The sequence below is a fragment of the Aliiroseovarius sediminilitoris genome (assembly GCF_900109955.1).
Classification (GTDB): Bacteria; Pseudomonadota; Alphaproteobacteria; order Rhodobacterales; family Rhodobacteraceae; genus Aliiroseovarius; species Aliiroseovarius sediminilitoris.
This window is the reverse complement of sequence record NZ_FOJB01000001.1, coordinates 971,537-991,651: the sequence shown is the minus strand read 5'-3', so window position 1 is coordinate 991,651 and position 20,115 is coordinate 971,537. Positions and strand designations below refer to the sequence as shown.

16 protein-coding genes are annotated in these 20,115 nt (G+C 60.9%); 5 read left to right on the top strand and 11 right to left on the bottom strand.

What is annotated here, in order from left to right; genetic code table 11:
• Position 1: 1 nt before the first annotated feature.
• Together glcE and BMY55_RS04885 are read right to left on the bottom strand one after the other, a co-directional pair.
• Complete coding sequence (glcE, locus tag BMY55_RS04890) at positions 2–1,126, bottom strand: glycolate oxidase subunit GlcE (protein WP_091428815.1); 1,125 nt, start codon at positions 1,124–1,126, stop codon at positions 2–4.
• The gene (locus BMY55_RS04885) at positions 1,123–2,556 is read right to left on the bottom strand and encodes an FAD-linked oxidase C-terminal domain-containing protein (protein ID WP_091428812.1); all 1,434 of its coding nucleotides are present in this window, start codon (positions 2,554–2,556) and stop codon (positions 1,123–1,125) included. The genes glcE and BMY55_RS04885 overlap by 4 nt, the downstream gene beginning before the upstream one ends.
• A gap of 88 nt (positions 2,557–2,644) precedes the next feature.
• Here BMY55_RS04885 and BMY55_RS04880 point away from each other — a divergent pair, with 88 nt between their 5' ends.
• Positions 2,645–3,343, top strand: coding sequence for a DUF599 domain-containing protein (locus BMY55_RS04880; RefSeq protein WP_091428809.1), 699 nt, complete (start codon positions 2,645–2,647; stop codon positions 3,341–3,343).
• 3 nt (positions 3,344–3,346) lie between these two features.
• On the opposite strand, the gene BMY55_RS04875 is transcribed toward BMY55_RS04880, so the two are convergent.
• The 4 genes from BMY55_RS04875 to BMY55_RS04860 are packed head-to-tail and all read right to left on the bottom strand — an operon-like array spanning position 3,347 to position 10,069.
• Positions 3,347–5,443, bottom strand: coding sequence for a hypothetical protein (locus BMY55_RS04875; RefSeq protein ID WP_091428807.1), 2,097 nt, complete (start codon positions 5,441–5,443; stop codon positions 3,347–3,349).
• Complete coding sequence (locus tag BMY55_RS04870) at positions 5,440–8,214, bottom strand: DUF4159 domain-containing protein (RefSeq protein ID WP_091428805.1); 2,775 nt, start codon at positions 8,212–8,214, stop codon at positions 5,440–5,442. The genes BMY55_RS04875 and BMY55_RS04870 overlap by 4 nt, the downstream gene beginning before the upstream one ends.
• Entirely contained in the window at positions 8,211–9,068 is an 858-nt protein-coding gene (locus BMY55_RS04865) for a DUF58 domain-containing protein (RefSeq protein WP_091428803.1), read from the bottom strand. The genes BMY55_RS04870 and BMY55_RS04865 overlap by 4 nt, the downstream gene beginning before the upstream one ends.
• On the bottom strand, positions 9,065–10,069 hold the full coding sequence (locus BMY55_RS04860) for an AAA family ATPase (RefSeq protein ID WP_091428801.1): 1,005 nt from the start codon (positions 10,067–10,069) through the stop codon (positions 9,065–9,067). The genes BMY55_RS04865 and BMY55_RS04860 overlap by 4 nt, the downstream gene beginning before the upstream one ends.
• Before the next feature lie 116 nt (positions 10,070–10,185).
• On the opposite strand from BMY55_RS04860, the gene BMY55_RS04855 reads away from it, so the two are divergent.
• Both BMY55_RS04855 and BMY55_RS04850 read left to right on the top strand, forming a co-directional pair.
• Complete coding sequence (locus BMY55_RS04855; RefSeq protein WP_218142252.1) at positions 10,186–10,749, top strand: DUF1285 domain-containing protein; 564 nt, start codon at positions 10,186–10,188, stop codon at positions 10,747–10,749.
• A gap of 43 nt (positions 10,750–10,792) precedes the next feature.
• The gene (locus BMY55_RS04850) at positions 10,793–11,914 is read left to right on the top strand and encodes a THUMP domain-containing class I SAM-dependent RNA methyltransferase (RefSeq protein WP_091428799.1); all 1,122 of its coding nucleotides are present in this window, start codon (positions 10,793–10,795) and stop codon (positions 11,912–11,914) included.
• A gap of 57 nt (positions 11,915–11,971) precedes the next feature.
• Here BMY55_RS04850 and BMY55_RS04845 read toward each other — a convergent pair whose 3' ends face one another.
• A complete protein-coding gene (locus tag BMY55_RS04845; protein WP_091428798.1) occupies positions 11,972–12,745 on the bottom strand; it encodes a transporter substrate-binding domain-containing protein in 774 nt (257 codons plus the stop codon).
• Positions 12,746–12,912: 167 nt separating this feature from the next.
• On the opposite strand from BMY55_RS04845, the gene BMY55_RS04840 reads away from it, so the two are divergent.
• Positions 12,913–13,614 carry an amino acid ABC transporter ATP-binding protein gene (locus BMY55_RS04840; protein WP_091428797.1) on the top strand — a complete coding sequence of 234 codons (702 nt, stop codon included), beginning with the start codon at positions 12,913–12,915 and terminating at the stop codon, positions 13,612–13,614.
• A 9-nt stretch (positions 13,615–13,623) separates the two neighbouring features.
• The gene (locus BMY55_RS04835) at positions 13,624–14,394 is read left to right on the top strand and encodes an amino acid ABC transporter permease (RefSeq protein ID WP_091432041.1); all 771 of its coding nucleotides are present in this window, start codon (positions 13,624–13,626) and stop codon (positions 14,392–14,394) included.
• A 15-nt stretch (positions 14,395–14,409) separates the two neighbouring features.
• Here BMY55_RS04835 and BMY55_RS04830 read toward each other — a convergent pair whose 3' ends face one another.
• The 4 genes from BMY55_RS04830 to BMY55_RS04815 form a co-directional block, all read right to left on the bottom strand.
• On the bottom strand, positions 14,410–15,825 hold the full coding sequence (locus BMY55_RS04830; protein ID WP_322787715.1) for a 3'-5' exonuclease: 1,416 nt from the start codon (positions 15,823–15,825) through the stop codon (positions 14,410–14,412).
• Positions 15,822–16,352, bottom strand: a complete 531-nt coding sequence (locus tag BMY55_RS04825; protein WP_091428793.1) for a hypothetical protein — start codon at positions 16,350–16,352, stop codon at positions 15,822–15,824. Before BMY55_RS04825 ends, BMY55_RS04830 begins: the two co-directional genes overlap by 4 nt.
• 30 nt (positions 16,353–16,382) lie before the next feature.
• The gene (locus tag BMY55_RS04820) at positions 16,383–18,218 is read right to left on the bottom strand and encodes a DUF294 nucleotidyltransferase-like domain-containing protein (protein WP_091428791.1); all 1,836 of its coding nucleotides are present in this window, start codon (positions 18,216–18,218) and stop codon (positions 16,383–16,385) included.
• A gap of 103 nt (positions 18,219–18,321) precedes the next feature.
• Positions 18,322–20,109, bottom strand: a complete 1,788-nt coding sequence (locus BMY55_RS04815; RefSeq protein WP_091428789.1) for a sodium:solute symporter family protein — start codon at positions 20,107–20,109, stop codon at positions 18,322–18,324.
• Positions 20,110–20,115: the final 6 nt, after the last annotated feature.

The window sequence follows — 20,115 nt, the reverse complement described above, 5'->3', positions numbered from 1 at the left end:
GTCAGGCTCCCATCAGGCCGGGGTTCAGGATACCGCGCGGGTCAAATTTCGCGCGCAGGCCACGGCTGAGGGCCGCAATGGGCGCGGGCTCCGGATGGAAGACCGGCACAGAGGCACGGGTTTCGGTGGTTGCCCGAACCAAAGTGGCATGGCCGCCGATTGAAGCAAGATCCTCGCGGATCATCTGGGCACCCGCATCGACTTCATCGGCCACGCGCAGCCAGACCAGCCCGCCGCCCCAGTCAAAAATTGCCTCGGGCGACAGCGCGCTCAGTTCACGCACCAGAGCCGGTCCGTCAGACGGCTTGACCGAGATGCGCCAGACTGCGCCATCCCTGCCCGCAAAGGGTGTCAGGTCGCGCAGGTCGGCCCACAGCTTGGCCGAGGCCGCGCCTTCGACAATATCGAACCCCTGCAAGACACCGTCCTGCAAGGCCTTCGCGCGATAGGCGACGGATTTTGCCAAGCCTTCGACCCGGATCATCGTCTGCCCGTTAATCATAGCCGCACCTGTCACATCGAAGGGCGACCCCAAGGCGGCGGCCATGGACGCCACGGCGGTTTCAGCAGATTCATCGTTGCAGACCAGCGTCGCCTCGGTTTCGGGAATGGCCAGCACTTTCAGGCTGACCTCGGTCATGACGCCCAACGTGCCCCAACTGCCCGCCATCAGCTTTACAAGGTCATAGCCGGTCACGTTCTTCATCACGCGCCCGCCGTTTTTCAGGACCTGCCCCTGCCCGTCAACAAAACGGACCCCAAGACAGAAATCACGGGCTGCCCCAACCTGAATGCGCCGGGGACCAGAAGCGTTGGTGGCGATAACTCCGCCGATGGTCGACCCGCCTTTGGTGCCCAGAAGCGCACGCATGTCGCCGGGTTCAAAGGCCAGACGCTGGCCTTCCCTGGCCAGTAGCGCCTCGATATCGGCAAGCGGGGTGCCAGCGCGCGCCACCAAGGTCAGTGCGCCGGGTTCATAAAGCGTGACACCAGTCAAGCCCAAGGTTGACAACGACGCTCCTTCGACCGGCACACCGATGTCACGCGTCCCGCCACCGGCTATCCGCAAGGGACCGTTGGCCGCCGCAATCGCTTCGGCCAGTTCTGCTTCTGTTGTAGGGGTCATGACGCGCGCCTTGTTTCCGTGGACGACAAGGGGAACACCTTTGCCGGGTTCAAAAGCCAGTTTGGATCGAACACATCCTTTACCGCCAATTGAATCTCCAGATCACTTTGGTTGTATTGTGAAACCATCAAGTCTCTTTTTTCTACTCCAACGCCGTGTTCGCCAGTCAAACAGCCGCCCACCTCGACACAGAGCTTCAGTATGTCCGCCCCAAATGCCTCGCATTTCTCAAGATCACCGGGTTTGTTGGCGTCAAACAGGATCAGCGGGTGCATGTTGCCATCGCCCGCGTGAAACACGTTGCCCACGTCCAACCCATAGTCCTTCGACATCTCGCCAATGCGCCGCAACACCAAGGGCAATTCCGACACCGGGATCGTGCCATCCAAGCACATGTAATCGTTGATCTGCCCCATCGCGCCGAACGCCGATTTGCGCCCCAACCAGATCTTCGCGCTTTCCTCGGCCGAGGTGCTCTCGCGCAGCTCGACCGGGTTGTGGGCGCGGGCAATCTTGGTAATGCGCGACAATTGATCGTCAATCTCAGCATCCGAGCCTTCGACCTCGATGATCAACAACGCCTCGCAATCGGGATAGCCCGCGCCTGCAAACGCCTCGGTGGCACGAATGCAAGGGCGGTCCATGAATTCGATCGCGACGGGCAGGATGCCGGATTTGATGATGTCGGACACACAGGCCCCCGCAACCTCGTTGCTGTCAAAGCCGACCAACACGGGACGCGCGCCTTCGGGTTTGGCAAGGATGCGCAGGGTCGCCTCGGTCACGATGCCCAATTGGCCCTCGGACCCACAGATCAGCCCCAACAGGTCCAACCCGCCTGCGTCCAGGTGCGCCCCGCCAATTTCCACGACTTCTCCATCGGCCATGACCATGGTCACACCCATCAGGTTGTTGGTGGTCACACCGTATTTCAGGCAATGCGCCCCGCCGGAATTCATCGCGATATTGCCAGCAATCGCACAGGCCAACTGAGATGACGGATCAGGCGCATAAAAAAAGCCTTCCTCCTCGACCGCGCCAGTGACCGACAGGTTCGTGCGGCCCGATTGCACCCGGATGATCCGGTTGGCAAAATCGGTTTCAAGCACATCATTCAACCGGGCCACGCCAAGGATCACACTGTCGGCCGTGGGCAGCGCCCCGCCCGCCAGCGACGTGCCCGCCCCACGTGGCACCACCGGCACGCCTTCTTCGTGACAGACACGCATGACCGCCGACACCTCGGCGGTTGATGCGGGCAGAACGGCACAGAGCGGTGGGCATTTGTAGGCGGTCAGCGCGTCGCATTCATAGGCGCGGGTCTCGAACGGGTCATGCACCACGGCGCCATCGGGCAGCACGGCTTGCAGACGCTTCACGATCTGATCTTTGCGCGCAAGAATGGTGGCGTCGGGGGTCGGCATCTGCATCGGTAGCCCTCCAGATTCTGCAATTGGTAAAAATATATTACCAATTTTCCGGTTTGGCAACCGAAAGGAATGCGCATAGCGTGCGCCCATGTCCCTGACCGAACGCCTTTCCCTGTTTTCACCCCTGGACGGTGTCGCCGTCTGCCTGATCATTCTTGCCTGGGCCGTAATTGGCTGGCGGATAGAATTCGCGTCGCCCGCCAGACCCTCGGTGTCAGGGCTTGTCGCCCAATACCGGCGTGACTGGATGGTCCAGTTCGTCGCCCGCGACCCGCGCATCTTCGACAGCGCCATCCTGGCCACCCTGCGCCAAGGGGCAAGTTTCTTCGCTTCGGCGTCAATGATTGCCATCGGTGGCGGCATGGCCCTGTTGGGCAATACCGAGCGGCTGCGCGGCGTCGCCCAAGACCTGACCCAAAGCAGCGCCCCTGAACTGGTGTGGGAGGTCAAGATCCTGCTGGTGGTGCTGTTTCTCGCCAATGCCTTTCTAAAGTTCGTCTGGTCGCACCGATTGTTCGGCTATTGCGCGGTTGTCATGGCCTCGGTGCCCAATGACCCAAACGATCCTACCGCCCTGCCCCGCGCCCGCAAGGCCGGAGACATCAACATATCGGCGGCGCGCAGTTTTAATCGTGGGCTACGGTCGGTCTATTTCGCCTTGGGGGCGCTGGCCTGGTTGCTTGGCCCCATCAGCTTGATCGTCGCAACCCTGCTGACCGTGTTCGTCCTGTATCGGCGCGAATTTGCGTCACATTCACGGTCTGTGCTTATGCAGCCCGACAGCTAAGCATCAAGGCACAGATGGCTGGCCTGTTCGCCGCGCACCGCCGCGCCCTTCAATCAGCCAAGCACCGATCAGCGACAGCGCGGCAACCGCCAGCATCAACCAAGCCGGGGCAAGCGGGATGAGCCGGATTGCTTGTGTCACATAGGCGTTGCGGGGCGTGTACCCGATCCATCCCCGACCATGCGCCAATTGCCCCATGCGCACAGGGCGCAGGCCGGGCAGACCATCTTCGATCCGGGTCACGGCGCCGTTGGTGGCATGGCCCAAAGGTGCCAGAAGTGCTGCATTCGCGATGGGTTGCTCAAACTCGCGCAACGCTGCAAGCCCGCGCACCACAACCGTTGTCAGATCGTCTTGCGCGATGCGATACAGCCCTTGATCGGCTGCCACGATCACACCTTCAAACAGTCCGGGCGCACGTTCAGACAAGGCAACCCCTGCCTCGGTTCCATCCGGGAACATCACGGTCGCATCCGGGGCAGTGTCGTCCATTGTGCGCCGCTCGATCCGCAGTCCAGTTTCAGTGGCGGTTGCCGAAAGCGCCTCTTCTTCAAGCTCGGGCTCACGCATCAACCAATGGGCCAGTCGCCGCAAAAGTTCCAATTGTGGCCCACCGCCTTCATACCCACGCGCCCACAGCCAGGCTTGGTCAGACCCCAACAGCGCCACACGTCCATCGCCTACGCGATCGACAGTCAAAAGCGCCGCGTCATCCGGCCCGCTCAGAATCGTGTAGCCACTGGTCGGCTCAAGCTCGACCCGGCGCAGCCATGGGCCCCAGCCGCCTTCCGGTGCAAAACTTTCCAAATCGCGCGTAATTGGATGGCGCCCGCCCGCGTCGCTGATTTCGGGTCGAAACGCGTCTTCGATCAGACGCCCTGTCGGGAAAGCCGGCAACATACCCGCCAGAGCCGACCGCGCGATGCTTTCGGCCCCGGCCAGCGCGGGACCAGCTGCGATCAGAACCGCCCCTCCCCGATCCACATAAGACCGCACACTGTCCAGATAGCCGCCGGGCAGAATGCCGCGTAGCCGGTAGCGATCGAAGATGATCAGGTCAAATTCGTCGATCTTGTCGACGAAAAGTTCCTGCGTCGGAAAAGCAATCAAGCTGAGTTCGTTGACCGGTACGCCGTCCTGTTTTTCTGGTGGGCGCAGGATGGTGAAATGCACTAGATCGACCGCACTGTCAGATTTCAGCAGGTTACGCCATGTGCGTGTGCCGGGATGGGGAGTGCCGGAGACCAGCAGCACCCGCAACCGGTCGCGCACGCCGTTGATCTCGATCACCACGGCATTGTTGCGGTCGGTCAGTTCGCCCGGGGCCGCGGGCAAGGTCACGTGGATCAGATTGCGACCCGCATGGGTCAGGGTCAGCGGCAACACGATTTCAGCCCCAATCTGCGCCAACACAGGTTCTGGGTCAGCACCATCGCGCGACACCGAAAGCTCGACCAGACGACTGGTTTCCTGCGGTGCGCCCAACGCGTCCACACGTAGACGGATTTCAGTTTGCTCACCCAGAATGGCAAAGGCGGGCGCCTCCGTGACAGACAGGCGCAGATCCCAGTCCGCCGCGCGTCCGGTCAGAAGGGCTTGAAATGGGGCCGGCAGGTTTGGCGCAAGCTCGGCATCATGGACCACACCGTCGGTGATCGCGACGACGCCAGCCACGCGATCCCTTGGCAGATCGGCCATCGCGGCGGTGATCGCGCGCATCATATGGGTGCCGTCAGTGATTGCCGGGTCGGTAAATTCGGACAGGCGGCGCGTGGTCAGCTCAAGCCCCTGACGGGCGGCGACCTGAGCCTCCAGTGACGCCAAGGCAGCGGCGTTCTGGTCAGGTCGGTCAGACAGGGTTTGCGACGCGCTGTCATCCACGATGGCCAGAAGAATGTCGGCCAACGGATCGCGATCTTCCTGCTGCAAGGATGGCCCCATCAGAGCAGTCAAAACAGCCAATGCGGCCACTGTCCGAAGCGCCCAGCCTGACAGGCCGCGCCACAGCGCCACCATCAGCGCCACAACCGCCAGCGCCGCGAGGACGCCAATCACCGGCCAGGGCAAACCCGGCGAGAATATCAGCCCCGAGGCATTCATTCCCCCAACCTTTCCAGCAGCGCAGGCACGTGAACCTGATCGGATTTGTAGTTCCCGGTCAGCACATGCATCACGAGGTTCACCCCAAAGCGCACCGCCATTTCGCGCTGACGCTCACCTGCCTGACCACGACCCACCGGAAACATAGGTGCGCCGTCTGCCCGAATTGCCCAAGCGCCTGCCCAGTCATTGCCGCCAATGATCACCGGGCTGACACCGTCGTTCAGGTTGCGAAACGGCATCCCTTCAGCGCGTTCGGCGTTGGGTGGGGCGGCTTCGACCCAGGCAGGACCACGCGCTCGGCCGGGAAATTCTTCCAGCAGATAGAACGCGCGGGTCAGAACATGGTCATGCGGCACCTGCTCCAACGGTGGCAGGCCAAGCGGCAGAGCTATGGTCCGCAGTCGACGGGCGGCGGCGCTTTCCCCGCCAAACCCGGCGTCGCGGGTGTCAAACAGGATGAACCCGCCCGCCGCAAGATAGGTTTTCAGCCGGGCATAGGCGGCAGGGCTGGGTTGGCGGGTCGTGTCACCAATGGGCCAATAGAGAAACGGATAAACCGACAACTCGTCGCGTTCGATATCCAGACCGACAGGTGGCGCAGGTTCGACCGAGGTGCGGGAAAACAACTGATCCGACAAGCCCATAAGCCCGGCTTTGGCAATTTCATCCGTGGCCGGATCGCCAGACAGAACATGCGCCAGCGTCACGGTACTGGCCGCGCCGATCACTGCCTCATGTGTATCGGCGTCCTGCGAGACACCTTGGTTCGGCAAGGCGAGCAGCGCCGTCACAACAAGTGCACTCACCCGCAGCCCGGTCGCAACCGCCCTCCTGCGAAGCCGCCCGGAAATCCAAAGGCTGGCCAGAATGTCCAGCATTCCAAGGATCAGGGCCGCGGCCAGCAAATAGGGCGCAAAACTGCGGGCAGCACTGCGGTCCTCCCATCTTGGGGCGATACGTGCGGGCCAGTTTGCGGGGGTCATTTGCGCGTCCGGCCCCAATGTGTTCACCGCCAACCGGCGATCGCCGTCAGCATAAAGCCCCGGAGGCACCTCGGCGCGCGCACCGTCCAGAAGCCGCGGCCCGTCCACCCCGGCCTGCGCCCCGGCAGGCCCAAGCTGGCCAAACGGGTCCAGCACACGCTCGGCAACCCATTGTGTGCCTTCCAGCGTTTGTGCCTCGACCTGACCGGGGCGGGTCGATATCGCGAGCCGCTCGAGCATCTGCACGAACAGGCCGGACAGTGCCAGCGATGACCATTCGGCATTGGCCGAAACGTGGAACAACACAACCTGTCCCTGCCCCAATGCCTTGCGGGTCACAAGCGGTGTGCCATCTGCCAGCGACGCCAATGTGCGGTCGGCGAGATTTGGGCTGGGTTCCGCCAGAATTTGCGCCCGGACCAGCACATCATCCGGCACGCGCAACCCAAAGAAGGGCGAGGTTTCGGGGAACGGCGCCAAAGCACGCGGGGCACCCCAGCTCATCGCGCCGCCCACGACGCGCCCGCCCGAACGAAGCCGCACGGGCAATAAAATATCCTCGACCCCGCGCCCGGTATCCGCCGCAGCCAGACGTGGTCCGGCAAAGCGCAGAAGCAACCCGCCTTGCGCCACCCACTCGGCCAACGCCCTTTGGTCGGGTTCGACAAGGCTGGGGACATCGGGCAGGATCAACACCTCTGGCCCGGCTTCGATCAGTGTGTCGATGGCTGCATCCTCAATCACCTCGGCGGACGGGACCAGGGCTTCGCGCAGGTAGTGTAGCGGTGACAACAACTCCAACCCCTCCCGCGACTGGGTACCGGTCAGAAGCGCCACACGACGACGGCGCAAGCTGTCATCAGCCAGCGTCACCGCCCCTGCGGCGCGTTGATCTTCCAGTTGAAACCGGGTGATCCGGTTGCGCAGTTCCGGTGGCAGGGGCATCTGCACCTCGGCGCGGGCGGCACCTGCGGCGAACGACAGCACCGATGAGGCAAGCACCCGTTCAACGCCTGACGGATCGGGGCCAATACCCTGCACCACAAGATCAGCCCCGGTTGTCTCGCCACTGCGCAGCGCTTCCAAAACAAGTGCGCCATCTTCTGCCCGTGCAGGCAACAGGCCAAAGCGCGGCGTGGTGGGTTGCAGCACATCGACGCGGCCTTTCGCCTCAAACTCCGCCAGCAGATCAAGCCGTCCGGTGCGCGCCACCCCATCCGAGATCCAGATCGTGTCGGCATCCTGAAGCGCAGCAACCCAGGCGGACGCCGCCCCATAGGGTGCATCCCACGCCACGGGGGATAGGCCCGAAAGCCGCGCGCGCCAATCACCTGCGCTTTGCCATTGCGGTGCGTCAGCCCCGGCTTCCGTAACTTCGTGCGACAAGGCGATGGCGACGGTGCGCCCGGCCTGCGCGGCTGCATCAAGCTGATCTTCAATCGCGCCCATCCGTTGCGGCCAATCCGAGGCGGCGGTCCATTGTGCGTCGACAAAAATCAAAAGCGGCCCGCGTCCTGTCTGGCGTTGTTCAGGGTTCAACACCGGCCCCGCAAACCCAAGGATCAGCGCAGCAACTGCCAGCAGTCGCAGCAATAAAAGCCACCAAGGCGTGCGGTCGCTTTCCGCATCGCGATCTTCCAGGTCCAAAAGCAGGGTGACAGCCGGAAACCGTTGGCGAAGTGGCGCGGGCGGAATAGCCCGCAACAGCCACCACAGGACCGGCAAGGCCACCAACCCGGCAAGCAGCCAGGGGGTCGTGAAGGCGATGGGCAGGCCCAAGATCATCTGTGCCCCTCAATCGCGTGAAAGAGCCACAACAAGGCAGCGCTGTCCGCCTCTCCGCTGTGATGGGTGTGAAACTGCCAGCCGGTCCGGCGTGCCAGATCGGCAAGCTCTGATTTCCGGGCCGCAAGTCGGTGCAGATAGCGATCGCGCAGATCATGAGCTTCGGTCGTATCATGTTCCAGTCGGCCAGACATGTCTTCGAAAATCATACGCCCGTGAAAGGGGAACCCTTCTTCCACAGGGTCGAGGATCTGAAACAGCACCCCGGTCACGCCGCGATCAGCGGCGCGGGTGACGGCCCGGGTCACAGAGGCCGTATCACCAAGGAAGTCGGACAGGAACACCGCGCGGGACCGCGCCGGAAGGTCTGTGAACTCTGCCTCTTGCGGGGTCAGAAGGGCGGTCGCCATACGCGACAAGGCAAGCTCTCCGCGGCCAGTCGGGGCGGCACTTGTGGCCAGCCCTACCCGTTCGCCGCCGCGCACCAGAAGCACCGCCAGCGCCATGGCGATCAGCCGTGCCACTTCACCTTTCTTTGCCAGATCGGACGTGGAGGCGAAATCCATCGAACGCGACGGATTCACCCAGAACAACACGCTTTGCGCCGCCTGCCATTCCTTTTCCTGCACATAGTGGTGGTCAGACCGGGCCGAGCGGCGCCAGTCGATCCGGTGTGCCGGATCACCGGGCTGGGCGGGGCGAAATTGCCAGAACGCATCCCCCTGCCCCGGTTTGCGCCGACCATGCTCGCCCAACTCCACACTTGCCGCCAAATGGCGTGCATGGGCCAGAAGCGGGGGCAGCCGTTCAGCAAGGGCCTCGGCCCGGCTGCGCAATGTGGGGTTGGAGGTCACGCCGCCGCCACGGCACGCGTGGTCTGGTCGACCACAGTGTCAATCACGCCAGCCAGATCGTGACCGGCTGCCCGTGCGCCATAGCTCAGCGCCATACGGTGGCTCAGAACCGGACGCGCGAGCGCCTGCACGTCATCGATCCCCGGTGCCAATCGCCCGTCGATCAAAGCACGCGCCCGCGTCAGCAGCATCAAGGCCTGCGCCGCGCGCGGCCCCGGCCCCCAACTGACCGTGTCGCGCACGATCTGTGAAGCAGCTTCATCATCAGGACGACAGGCGCGCACAAGGTCAAGGATTGCATCGACCACGTTTTCGCCAACCGGCATCCGGCGCAACAGTTTCTGAGCGGCAATCAGCTCCACCGCCGAGAAAATCGCTTCGGCCTGCGCATCCTCGGTGCCGGTGGTCGCCAGCAGAATATCGCGTTCAGCATCGCGGTCAGGGTATTCGACATCAATCTGCAAAAGGAAACGGTCCAACTGCGCCTCGGGCAAAGGATACGTGCCTTCCTGCTCCAACGGGTTTTGCGTGGCGAGCACATGGAAGGGCGCGGTCAGTTGGTGGGTCTGGCCTGCAATCGAAACCTGATGTTCCTGCATCGCCTGCAACAATGCCGATTGGGTGCGCGGGCTGGCGCGGTTGATCTCGTCCGCCAGCAGAAGCTGGCAGAAGATCGGCCCTTTCAGGAACCGGAACGACCGTGCGCCCTCGGCGCTTTCTTCCAGAACCTCGGCTCCGAGGATGTCCGAAGGCATCAGGTCTGGCGTAAACTGAATGCGCCCTTCGCGCAGGCCCATCACGGTGGACATTGTTTCCACCAGACGTGTCTTGCCCAACCCCGGCAACCCGATCAAAAGCGCATGGCCGCCAGCCAAAAGCGCCGAGAGTGTCAGCTCAACAACCTGATCCTGACCAATAATCCGGCGCGCAATCACCGATTTCGCCCGCGCCAGCGTGTCACCAAGGGCTTCGATCTCGTCCAGAATGGCATCGTTGGTCATGGAAATTCCTCCGCTCGACTATTACATTTCATTAAAGGCCAAACGCGTCGGGGGAACAAATGACAAAAGCGCCAAATGACGGGAAATCGCCGGAAAAAGCGGCTGTCGGCGGAAACATGACCGAAACGCTGGCCACTGCCGCCCGAAAAGCCGGCAAAAAGGGGCCACCGCCGGTGCATCTTTGGAATCCTGATTTTTGCGGTGATCTTGACATGCGGATCGCACGCGACGGGACGTGGTTTTACCTTGGCACGCCCATCGGACGGCACGAGTTGGTGAAGTTGTTTTCATCCATCATTCGCAAGGATGGCGACGAGTATTTCCTTGTCACCCCGGTCGAAAAAGTAGGGATCACGGTGGATGACGCACCATTTGTCGCCATCGACTTCGAAGCGTCAGGCACAGGGCGCGATCAGGTTCTGACCTTCACCACCAATGTGGGCGACGAAACCGTGGCCGGGCCAGATGCGCCCATCCGTGTCGAACGCGACCCCGAAACCGGCGAGCCGTCGCCCTATGTGCTGGTGCGCACCAATCTTGAGGCGCTGATTGATCGCAAGAGTTTCTATCGTCTGGTGGATCTGGGCACGCATAAGGAGCACGAGGGGGACCAATGGTTCGGTCTGTGGTCCGGCGGTGTCTTCTTCCCCATCATTCCGTCCAAAGAATTGAAGGTCTAATAATACATCTCGCCCCATATGCGCCTTTGGGCTATGGGAGGCCATGACTGACACCAACGCCTTTGAAATCTTCCTTGTTGCGCCGCCGGGCCTCGAACCCGTGCTTGCGGACGAGGCGCGCGCGGCAGGCTTTGCCACCCCAACAACCTGCCCCGGCGGCGTCACCATCCATGGCGACTGGTCCGAGATCTGGCGTGCCAACCTGACACTGCGCGGCGCAACCCGCGTTCTGGTGCGGCTGGGCAGTTTCCGGGCATTTCATCTGGCCCAACTGGACAAGCGTGCACGAAAATTTCCGTGGGGGGAGGTTCTGCGGTCAGATATGCCGGTGCGTGTCGAGGCGGTGTGCAAGCGGTCGAAGATCTATCACCACAGGGCCGCCGCCCAACGGGTCGAGAAAGCGATTGCCGAGGAACTGGGCGCCACGATCTCGAAAAACGCCGCCCTGGTTCTGAAGGTGCGGATCGACGACAATCTGGTGACGATCAGCCTGGATACGTCCGGCGAAAGCCTGCATAAGCGAGGTTACAAGACCGCCACCGGCAAGGCCCCGATGCGTGAAACGCTGGCGGCCTTGTTCCTGAAAGCAGCAGGATACGACGGGCACGAACCCGTGCTGGACCCGATGTGCGGATCGGGCACTTTCCTGATCGAAGCGGCCGAGATGTCAGTGGGCCTTTTGCCCGGTCGCGCGCGCCATTTTGCATTCGAGCATCTGGCCAGTTTTGATGCCGAAACCTTCGCGAAGATGAAAGCGGCGGCAGAAGGCACAACGCCCGAGGGACCACCCCGGTTTTTTGGATCAGACAGGAACGCTGGCGCGATTGCCAACAGCCGGCAGAATGCGGATGCCGCCGGGATCACACCGCTGACCCGATTCACCGAAGGGTCAATCAGTGATCTGCAACGCCCCAACATTACACCCGGCCTTGTCATCGTGAACCCGCCCTACGGCGGGCGGATCGGCAACAAGAAGCTTCTGTTCGCGCTTTATGGCACCTTGGGCAAGGTCTTGCTGGAGCGGTTTGCGGGCTGGCGTGTGGCGATCATCACCAGCGACGGCGGCTTGGCCAAGGCAACTGGCCTGCCCTTCTTGCCCCCCGGCCCGCCAGTTGATCACGGCGGCACCAAGGTGAAACTCTATCAAACGGCCAAGCTGTCATGACAGAAAAGAAAAAGACCGGACACATCACCCGGCCTTTCAGCTATCATACGGCCCGTGTCACAGACCCCATTTCGCGGCGGTTTCCATAAAGAAGCCCTGTTCCTTCTTCAGCTTCACCCAACTGTTCACATAGTTGATCCACACCTGATCGCCTTGCGGCAACAGCATCGCAATCGGTGTCGGCGCGCGCGGCGCGTCGACAGGGATGGCGGCCACTTGCGGAAACTTCTCGGTCAGGGTGGCACCTTCGATGTTCGAGGTGATGAAGACATCGGCGCGACCGGCCAGAACCTCTTGATAGCCACGGGCGGGCGCTTCGACCACCTTGATGTCGGCTTCCGGGAACCAGCTGCGCACCATCCCTTCGAACGAAGTGCCAAGCGTTGTTGCCACCTTCACGTCAGGCTTGTTGATTGCATCCCAGCCGTCATAGTTCCCCACCTTGTCAGACGTGGTAAACGGCAGAATTTGCACCGAAATATAGGGTTCGGAATACCCCGCCACCTTCATCCTCGACGGCGAAATCGAGGCAGAGCCGGTCATGTGATACTTGCCCGCCACGATCCCGTTCACCAGTGTTTTCCAATCGGTGGGAACAAATTCCAGATTGACCTCGAGGTCCTTGGCCAGTTCGGTCATGATGTCGATGTCATAGCCGCGGTAGCTGTCCGTGGCTGGGTCTTTCATCGTCATCGGGTTCCAGTCTCCGGTCGTGCCCACCTTCAGGACGCCGCCGGAAAGAATGTCATTCAGGGCGGACTGGGCTTGCGCCCCGCCTGCCAGCATCGTCATTGCCAGCAGCCCGGCCCCAAGTGTTCGCAGTAACTTCATCGCGCGGTGTCCTTTTGGTGGTTATCAAGTTCGTTGCTTGTCCGTATACCTTAACAAACAGACTACGGATCGAGGCAGCACTTGGATGAGCCGCTCACGATCAGTTGAACAGATCGCGGGCAATAGAACAAGTGGCGAACATTAACCAAGGCAAGCACGCGATCACCATGGCGCATGTCAGCAAGTGGTACGACGATTTTCAGGTGTTGCGCGACATCACGCTGGAGGTGGACCATGGTGAAAAGCTGGTGATCTGCGGCCCGTCTGGGTCGGGGAAGTCCACCGTCGTGCGGCTTCTGGCCGGATTGGAAAAACATCAGGAAGGCACCATCACACTTTACGGACAGCCCGTAGATGCACAAGGACGCGGCGATATTGGCATGGTGTTTCAACAGTTTAACCTGTTTCCCCACCTGACCGTTCTGGACAATTTGATCCTTGGCCCGATGCGCGCTTTGGGGATGCCCAAGCTGGAAGCCCGCGACCGTGCCATGGCCTATCTGGAACGTGTCCGCATCCCTGAACAGGCAATGAAACGTCCCGGCCAACTGTCTGGCGGCCAGCAGCAACGGGTGGCGATTGCCCGTTCTCTGTGCATGGATCCGAAACTGATGTTGTTTGACGAACCCACATCTGCGCTCGACCCCGAGATGATCGCCGAAGTATTGGAAGTAATGGAAGATCTGGCCCGCGACGGTATGACGATGATCTGCGTGACCCACGAAATGGGGTTCGCGCGCCGGGTGGCCGACCGCATCGCCTTCATGGATGCCGGAGAGGTGGTCGAGGTTGACTCGCCCGAAATCGCCTTTTCTTCGCCGAAATCTGCCCGGTTCGCGCAGTTTCTGGACAAGATTTTGAAGCATTAGGGGATGACGATGACCAAAATCCGCCTGTCGCTTGCGCTTCTTTCGCTCTTCACCTTGGTCGCCTGCTCGGCCCCGCCGGGGACGTGGGGCTGGTATGTGATTGACCCGTCTACCACGGCGGGTTGGACCAATATCAAGTTTCTGCTGCGAGGGTTTTCGGCGACCATCCAGATCTCGGTTTTGGCGGCGGTCGCGTCGATCATCGTCGGCCTGCTTGTTGCCCTGCCCGCTTTCGCCCAAAGCCGTTGGTTGCGCCTGCCCAACCGCATCTATGTCGAGATTATTCGGGCAATCCCCCTGCTGCCGATGCTGTTTTGGGTATATTACGGCTTGCCGGTCGTGTTGCGCTCCATGGGCGTCAACCTCAACATCGACCCGTTCTGGGGCGCGGTGATCACGCTGGCCCTCTCGGACAGTGCGTTTACTGCCGAGATCTTCCGGTCCGGCATTCAGGCTGTCCCGCGCGGACAGGCCGAGGCCGCGCAGACCATCGGGCTGAGTCGGGCGCAGGCAATGCGCTATGTCATCCTGCCGCAAGCGGTGCGGCGCATCCTGCCGCCGTTGGCCAACCAGTTCATCTATATCGTAAAAATGTCCGCCTTCGCGTCCGTGATCGGAATGGCAGAACTGACCCGCCGGGCCAATGAATTGGTCGTCACCGAATACCGGCCGCTGGAAATCTATACGCTGCTGATCCTTGAGTATCTGGTATTGGTCCTGATTATCTCGGCGGGTGTGCGGTGGTTGGAGCGCAAGATGAATGCGGATGAAAGTCGCTGACAAGCGACGCCCGCGTCAATTCAGATCGTCCAACAATCGCTTGTGCTTCTTGGCTTCGGCAATGGCGCCTGCCAAGGTTTCGATCCCACGCGAATGCAGCATGGCCAGCATCTTGCACAGAACTTCGGCAGTGGCATGGGCATCGCCCAGCGCCGTGTGGCGTAGCTCGGGCGGGATGGTCACGCCCAGCCGTTCGCACAGGGCGTCCAGTGTGTGCACCTCGGTCGTGCCGTAAAGCACCGCCGACAACAGCACCGTATCAAGGATCGGATGGGTCCATTCCACCCCGCAGGTTTCCGCATGTCGCCGCAGGAAGGCCATATCGAACGGGGCGTTATGCGCCACAAGAACCGCCCCGCGTGCAAAGTCATGCAGGTGCTTGCCCGCCACATCAATACCCGGCTGCCCTGCCACCATCGCGTTTGTCACGCCATGCACCTTGGTCGAGGCAGGCGGGATCTTCATGCCCGGATCGACAAGTTGATTGACGATCTCACCCGGCACGATCTTGCCTTTCACGACCCGCACAGCGCCGATCTGAACCACCTCATCCTTGTGCGGCAACAGCCCGGTGGTTTCCGTGTCGAACACGACGTAACTCAGGTCGTTTAGCTGCATATCCATCAGGTTGTCAGTGGCCTGTCCCTCCATCAGATCAAAGTCGAACACCACGGGGCGGCTTTGATCGGGGGCGATATTGGTATGGGCGTCGTCAATGATGACCAGATACCCGTCGCCGGGGCCAAGAGGCTTCAGCCGAGCGTCAAACTCCAACCCATTGGCGGCGGCAAGATCTGTGAAGCTCTGCTCAAGCCCCGTCGCCATCATCTTCTTGTGTGCCGCAAGAAAAGGTCCCTTCTTGAAGTAATCGAAGATCGAGGCATTCAAGCGCGGCGGGCAGACCTGTGACAGCACGCCAGCCGCCTGCTTGTCGTAAAGCACGATCTGGTGCGCCGGGTTCACCAGGATCATCGCCACCGGGATTTCAGACAGAAGCGCGGTCAGCCGCGCCTTGTCCGCGGACAGCCGCGCGGTTTCCGATGCGACGATGCTGGCCTGATCCATGGTGGATTTCATCAACTGCTCGGACACCGCTTCCGCCGCCGGGGCCAGATCACCCAGATAGCGCGCAGCATGTTTGTCCACACCCCCGGCCCCCGCATGAGCACGCGATCGCAGGCCTGTTGCCAACCGCTCAATCGGGCGCGCAACGTTCTCATCGAACAAAAACCAAACGCCCACAGACAGTGCCAGCAGGCCAAATCCGGACAACACCCCGGCAAAAACGAACCCCGATGCCAGCCCGGTTGCTTGCGCACGCGCATAACCGATTGCCAGCGACACCAGTACCAGACCCACCCCACAGACAGCCAAAAGTGCGAAAAACAGAAATATCCGCAGGCGCAAAGACAGGGTGGTTAGAATTTTCATGATGTCACCTCAAGTTTGCATATGGCTGCCAGGATGGCGTCGTCTTCCGGCACCTTGACCCAGTCGACTCCCTTGACCTGTCCCGATGCATCAAATTCGACCGCGTCAATCAGTGGCGCCCGTTGACCGGTGTCGCAGTTTCCCAGGACCACCATTCTCTCGGGTGCAGACCATCGTCCCATGAACAGCAGATCGACCATCCGCAAAGCCGGTTGGGCTTGGTGCGTGCGCAATGATTGCTCGTCCAGCGCAACGAAACGCTCGACAAAGGGCACCACGTAAGTCCAGGGACGATAGAGCGATTTGTTCTCGACCTCCATCACCACGGTCATCCCTTCGGGCAGAATCTCCTTCGTGCGGTCGTACCACGCGTATTCGGTGGCAACTGTCGTCACAATCATGGCAAGCCCTGCCCCAACCGGCATCGCCCATTTCGGCAACCTGCCCCCGGTCAGCTTGTTCAGGGCGAGAACCAAACCCGCACCAACAAAGGCAGAGACCAGCGTGGCGACAATCTCGTAAAACATTCACATTCCTTCCATTGCACGCGCCAAGCGTCAGCTTAGCATTCCGCGCCCATGCCCAATGGCACTTTGCATTGATTTCACGACAACAAACGCATCACGAAGATGGCTGCGATCAAATTCTGACAGCGCGGACGGTGCCAGATAATTGTCAGGCGCCTGCCCTTCTTTCACCTGCTCGGCCTGATGTTCCAGCCGAGTTTCGGCAATCAGGTCATAGGCATCCAACAGGTCCTGCCCGCCGGATTGACTCAGACCGCCGGCATTCATGGCCGCGACCAGCCGCGCCCGCGTGTTAGCCTCGGTCAATTGCCCTTGCAGCGCATAAATACGGCCCAGATCAACGATGGGCACGACGCCGTTGTGTTTCATGTCCAGGCGGTTCTTGTGTTCGCCCGTCCGAATGGTTGCAAACCCGCGCAACAGCCCCAGCGGAGGCGTGTGCTTCAGACCATTTGACACCATATGCGCCACGAAGATCGAATTCTTTGCGGCCATCGCCAACGTGTCCGTCTGCAAAGAGCCAAACAGCCGCGCGTCACCCGCAATCGGACGCAGATCAAACATGACCGAGGCCAGCATTTGCGCTTCCGGGCTGGGCTTGGCGACCCACCCTTCAAAATAACCACGCCAAACCGATAGCGGCTGGCGCCAGCGCGGGTTGCTGGCCATCATGTCACCGGGGCAATAGACATAGCCGCAAGTGTCCAGCCCGTCACAGACGAACTTCGCCAGTTCGGAGAAATAGCCATCGCGATCCGCGTCACTCACGTCATCGGACAGGATCAGGCAATTGTCCTGATCTGACACGCCGGTTTGTTCCTGCCGCCCCTGGCTGCCACAGGCCAGCCACAGGTAAGGCACGGGGGCAGGGCCGAGTTTTTCTTCGGCCAGTGCGACCAGACGGCGGGTGGCGGTGTCGGCAATATCGGTGATCAGGCGGGTCACGACCTGATGGGGGCTTCCACCCGCGACAAGCTGCACCAGAAGTTGCGGAATGCGTTTCGTCACGGCGCGCATTTCCAGCGCATCGACGGCTTGCGCCAACTCGCGCACCAACTCGGCTGAGCTGACAGCCTGAAACCGCGTCAGATCCGTTTGGCTGACGATGCCAACCAGCTTGTCACCTTCGACGATGGGCAGATGTCCGATGCGTTTTTCCATCATCACATGCAACACGTCCGACCCGATCGCAGAAGGGGCCAGCGTGATGGGATTGGGCGTCATAACAGCGGAAACAAGGGTGTCGCTGGGCAAGGCCTCGGCGACCACTTTGCCCGACATATCACGGGTGGTCAGGATGCCGGTCAGCGTGTCCCCGTCGGTCATGCACAGTGACGACACCCGATGGTCACGCATCAGGATGGCGGCATCACGCACCGTTGCATCCGGCGCGCAGGTGATCGGATTGCGGGCCATGAACGTATCAACCTGCGTGGTGGCAAGGCTTTGCTGACTTTGTTTGCCCTGCCTGTCTGCGCGGGAACGGTCAAAGAACCGGCGCACGGGGTCATGGGTTTTGATCAGGTCCCGGAATGCGTCAACGGGCAGGATCAGCAAGATTGCCTCCGTCACCGCCTGCGTCTTGGTCACCGCGCGACCGTCCCGCAACAGGCCACGTTCGCCGAATGAATTGCGCACACCCAACTGGCTGACGGTCTCGCCGTTTTCGTCTGTAACCTCGACCTCGCCCGCATGAATGATGAAGATGCCCGGCAGCTTGTCGCCCAGCTCGTAAATGGGATCGCCGGATGCAACGGCACGTGGCTCGATCTGCGCAGCAAGCGTAGCCAACGTGTCCTGTGGCAGGACGTCATAGGGGTGCACGGATTGCAAGAAACGAAGGATCTGGTCCTGGGTCAACGGCATTCGAACGGGCCTTTTCTGAACTAAAATGTCCCGCCCGGTGTGCACCGGACGGGACAGGAATGAAAGGGGGCGGGGCGTCGCATCGACCCCTCGCCCTGGCCTTTTACTTGTTCTGTGCCGCACCGGCGCCGCGCGGAACGCGAACCGATTCAACCAGTTCCTGAATATGTGCAGGCGTTTCTTTGGTCATACCCGACACAACATAGGCCACCGCAAAGTTGATCGCAGCACCGATCGCGCCGAACGAAGTCGACTTGACCGTACCCAGAAGCGGATCAGCATCGGTGAAGCTGTTCGTATCCGGGATGAAGAACCAACCTTTGTGCATGAAGATGTAGATCAAGGTAACGGTCAGACCCGCCAACATACCGGCAACCGCGCCGGAGTTGTTCACCTTGGTCGAGAAGATACCCATCATCAGCGCCGGGAAAATCGACGCAGCTGCCAGACCAAAGGCAAGTGCCACGGTTTGTGCCGCGAAGCCCGGAGGATTAAGACCCAGATAGGTTGCAACAACAATCGCAACGGCCATGGCAATACGTGCTGACAATAGCTCACCTTTTTCCGAGATGCCCGGATTGAACGAACCTTTGATCAGATCGTGCGATACAGCCGACGAGATCGCAAGTAGCAAACCGGCAGCGGTCGACAGCGCGGCTGCAAGACCACCAGCTGCAACCAGACCGATCACCCAACCGGGTAGGTTGGCAATCTCAGGGTTAGCCAGAACCAGGATATCACGGTTGAAGTTGGTCAGTTCGTTACCGGCCCAGCCTTTTTCGGCAGCGATGGCCTGAAGTTCAGCGTTGGAGTCGTTATAGTACTGGATCGCACCATCGCCGTTCTTGTCTTCCCAGCCCAGAAGGCCGGTTTTCTGCCAGGTTTCCATCCAATCATAGCGCTGATCTTCTTCGATCTGCTGAACGGTCACAGCGCCACCTTCGATGCCGCCATTGGGCCACATCATTTCCGAGATGTTCAGACGTGCCATGGCACCAACGGCAGGGGCTGTCAGGTAAAGCAGCGCGATGAACACCAGCGCCCAGCCCGCGGACCAACGCGCGTCGGACACTTTGGGAACAGTGAAGAAGCGCATGATAACGTGCGGCAGACCAGCCGTACCGATCATCAGCGACAGTGTGAACAGCAGCATATTGAACGTATCGCCGTAGTGGGCAGTATATTCATTGAAGCCCAGTTCTGTCACAATCGCGTCCAGCTTGGCCAACAGAGGCTCGCCAGATGCTGCGTGATCACCGAACAGACCGAGGGCCGGGATCGGGTTGCCGGTCAGTTGCAGCGAGATGAAGATGGCCGGAATGGTATAGGCCATAATCAACACGACATATTGGGCCACCTGCGTATAGGTCACGCCTTTCATGCCGCCAAACACGGCATATGCGAACACAACCGCTGCGCCGATCAGCAGACCTGTCGTGTTGTCGACCTCAAGGAAGCGACCGAAGGCCACGCCAACACCAGTCATCTGACCGATAACGTATGTGGTCGAGGCAACGATCAGACAGATAACGGCCACGATACGCGCCGTCTGGCTGTAGAAGCGATCGCCGATAAATTCCGACACGGTGTATTTGCCGAACTTGCGCAGGTAAGGCGCAAGCAGCAGGGCCAGAAGCACATAGCCGCCGGTCCAACCCATCAGATAGGTCGAGTTGTCATAGCCGGTGAAGGCGATAAGGCCAGCCATTGAAATGAACGAGGCCGCCGACATCCAGTCAGCCGCCGTTGCCATCCCGTTGGTGACGGGGTGAACGCCACGCCCTGCGGCATAGAATTCTGATGTCGAGCCCGCACGGGCCCAGATTGCGATGCCGATATACAGTGCGAAGCTCGCGCCGATAAACAGCCAGTTAAGTGTAAACTGATCCATGTATTC

What these genes read in the sequence shown, in the direction of transcription:
- BMY55_RS04815 (WP_091428789.1), bottom strand. Translation starts at nt 20,109, where the DNA reads ATGGATCAGTTTACACTTAACTGGCTGTTTATCGGCGCGAGCTTCGCA.
- glcE (WP_091428815.1), bottom strand. Translation starts at nt 1,126, where the DNA reads ATGACCCCTACAACAGAAGCAGAACTGGCCGAAGCGATTGCGGCGGCC.
- BMY55_RS04840 (WP_091428797.1), top strand. Translation starts at nt 12,913, where the DNA reads ATGGCGCATGTCAGCAAGTGGTACGACGATTTTCAGGTGTTGCGCGAC.
- BMY55_RS04860 (WP_091428801.1), bottom strand. Translation starts at nt 10,069, where the DNA reads ATGACCAACGATGCCATTCTGGACGAGATCGAAGCCCTTGGTGACACG.
- BMY55_RS04830 (WP_322787715.1), bottom strand. Translation starts at nt 15,825, where the DNA reads ATGAAAATTCTAACCACCCTGTCTTTGCGCCTGCGGATATTTCTGTTT.
- BMY55_RS04850 (WP_091428799.1), top strand. Translation starts at nt 10,793, where the DNA reads ATGACTGACACCAACGCCTTTGAAATCTTCCTTGTTGCGCCGCCGGGC.
- BMY55_RS04845 (WP_091428798.1), bottom strand. Translation starts at nt 12,745, where the DNA reads ATGAAGTTACTGCGAACACTTGGGGCCGGGCTGCTGGCAATGACGATG.
- BMY55_RS04855 (WP_218142252.1), top strand. Translation starts at nt 10,186, where the DNA reads ATGACCGAAACGCTGGCCACTGCCGCCCGAAAAGCCGGCAAAAAGGGG.
- BMY55_RS04835 (WP_091432041.1), top strand. Translation starts at nt 13,624, where the DNA reads ATGACCAAAATCCGCCTGTCGCTTGCGCTTCTTTCGCTCTTCACCTTG.
- BMY55_RS04820 (WP_091428791.1), bottom strand. Translation starts at nt 18,218, where the DNA reads ATGCCGTTGACCCAGGACCAGATCCTTCGTTTCTTGCAATCCGTGCAC.
- BMY55_RS04870 (WP_091428805.1), bottom strand. Translation starts at nt 8,214, where the DNA reads ATGATCTTGGGCCTGCCCATCGCCTTCACGACCCCCTGGCTGCTTGCC.
- BMY55_RS04885 (WP_091428812.1), bottom strand. Translation starts at nt 2,556, where the DNA reads ATGCAGATGCCGACCCCCGACGCCACCATTCTTGCGCGCAAAGATCAG.
- BMY55_RS04880 (WP_091428809.1), top strand. Translation starts at nt 2,645, where the DNA reads ATGTCCCTGACCGAACGCCTTTCCCTGTTTTCACCCCTGGACGGTGTC.
- BMY55_RS04875 (WP_091428807.1), bottom strand. Translation starts at nt 5,443, where the DNA reads ATGAATGCCTCGGGGCTGATATTCTCGCCGGGTTTGCCCTGGCCGGTG.
- BMY55_RS04825 (WP_091428793.1), bottom strand. Translation starts at nt 16,352, where the DNA reads ATGTTTTACGAGATTGTCGCCACGCTGGTCTCTGCCTTTGTTGGTGCG.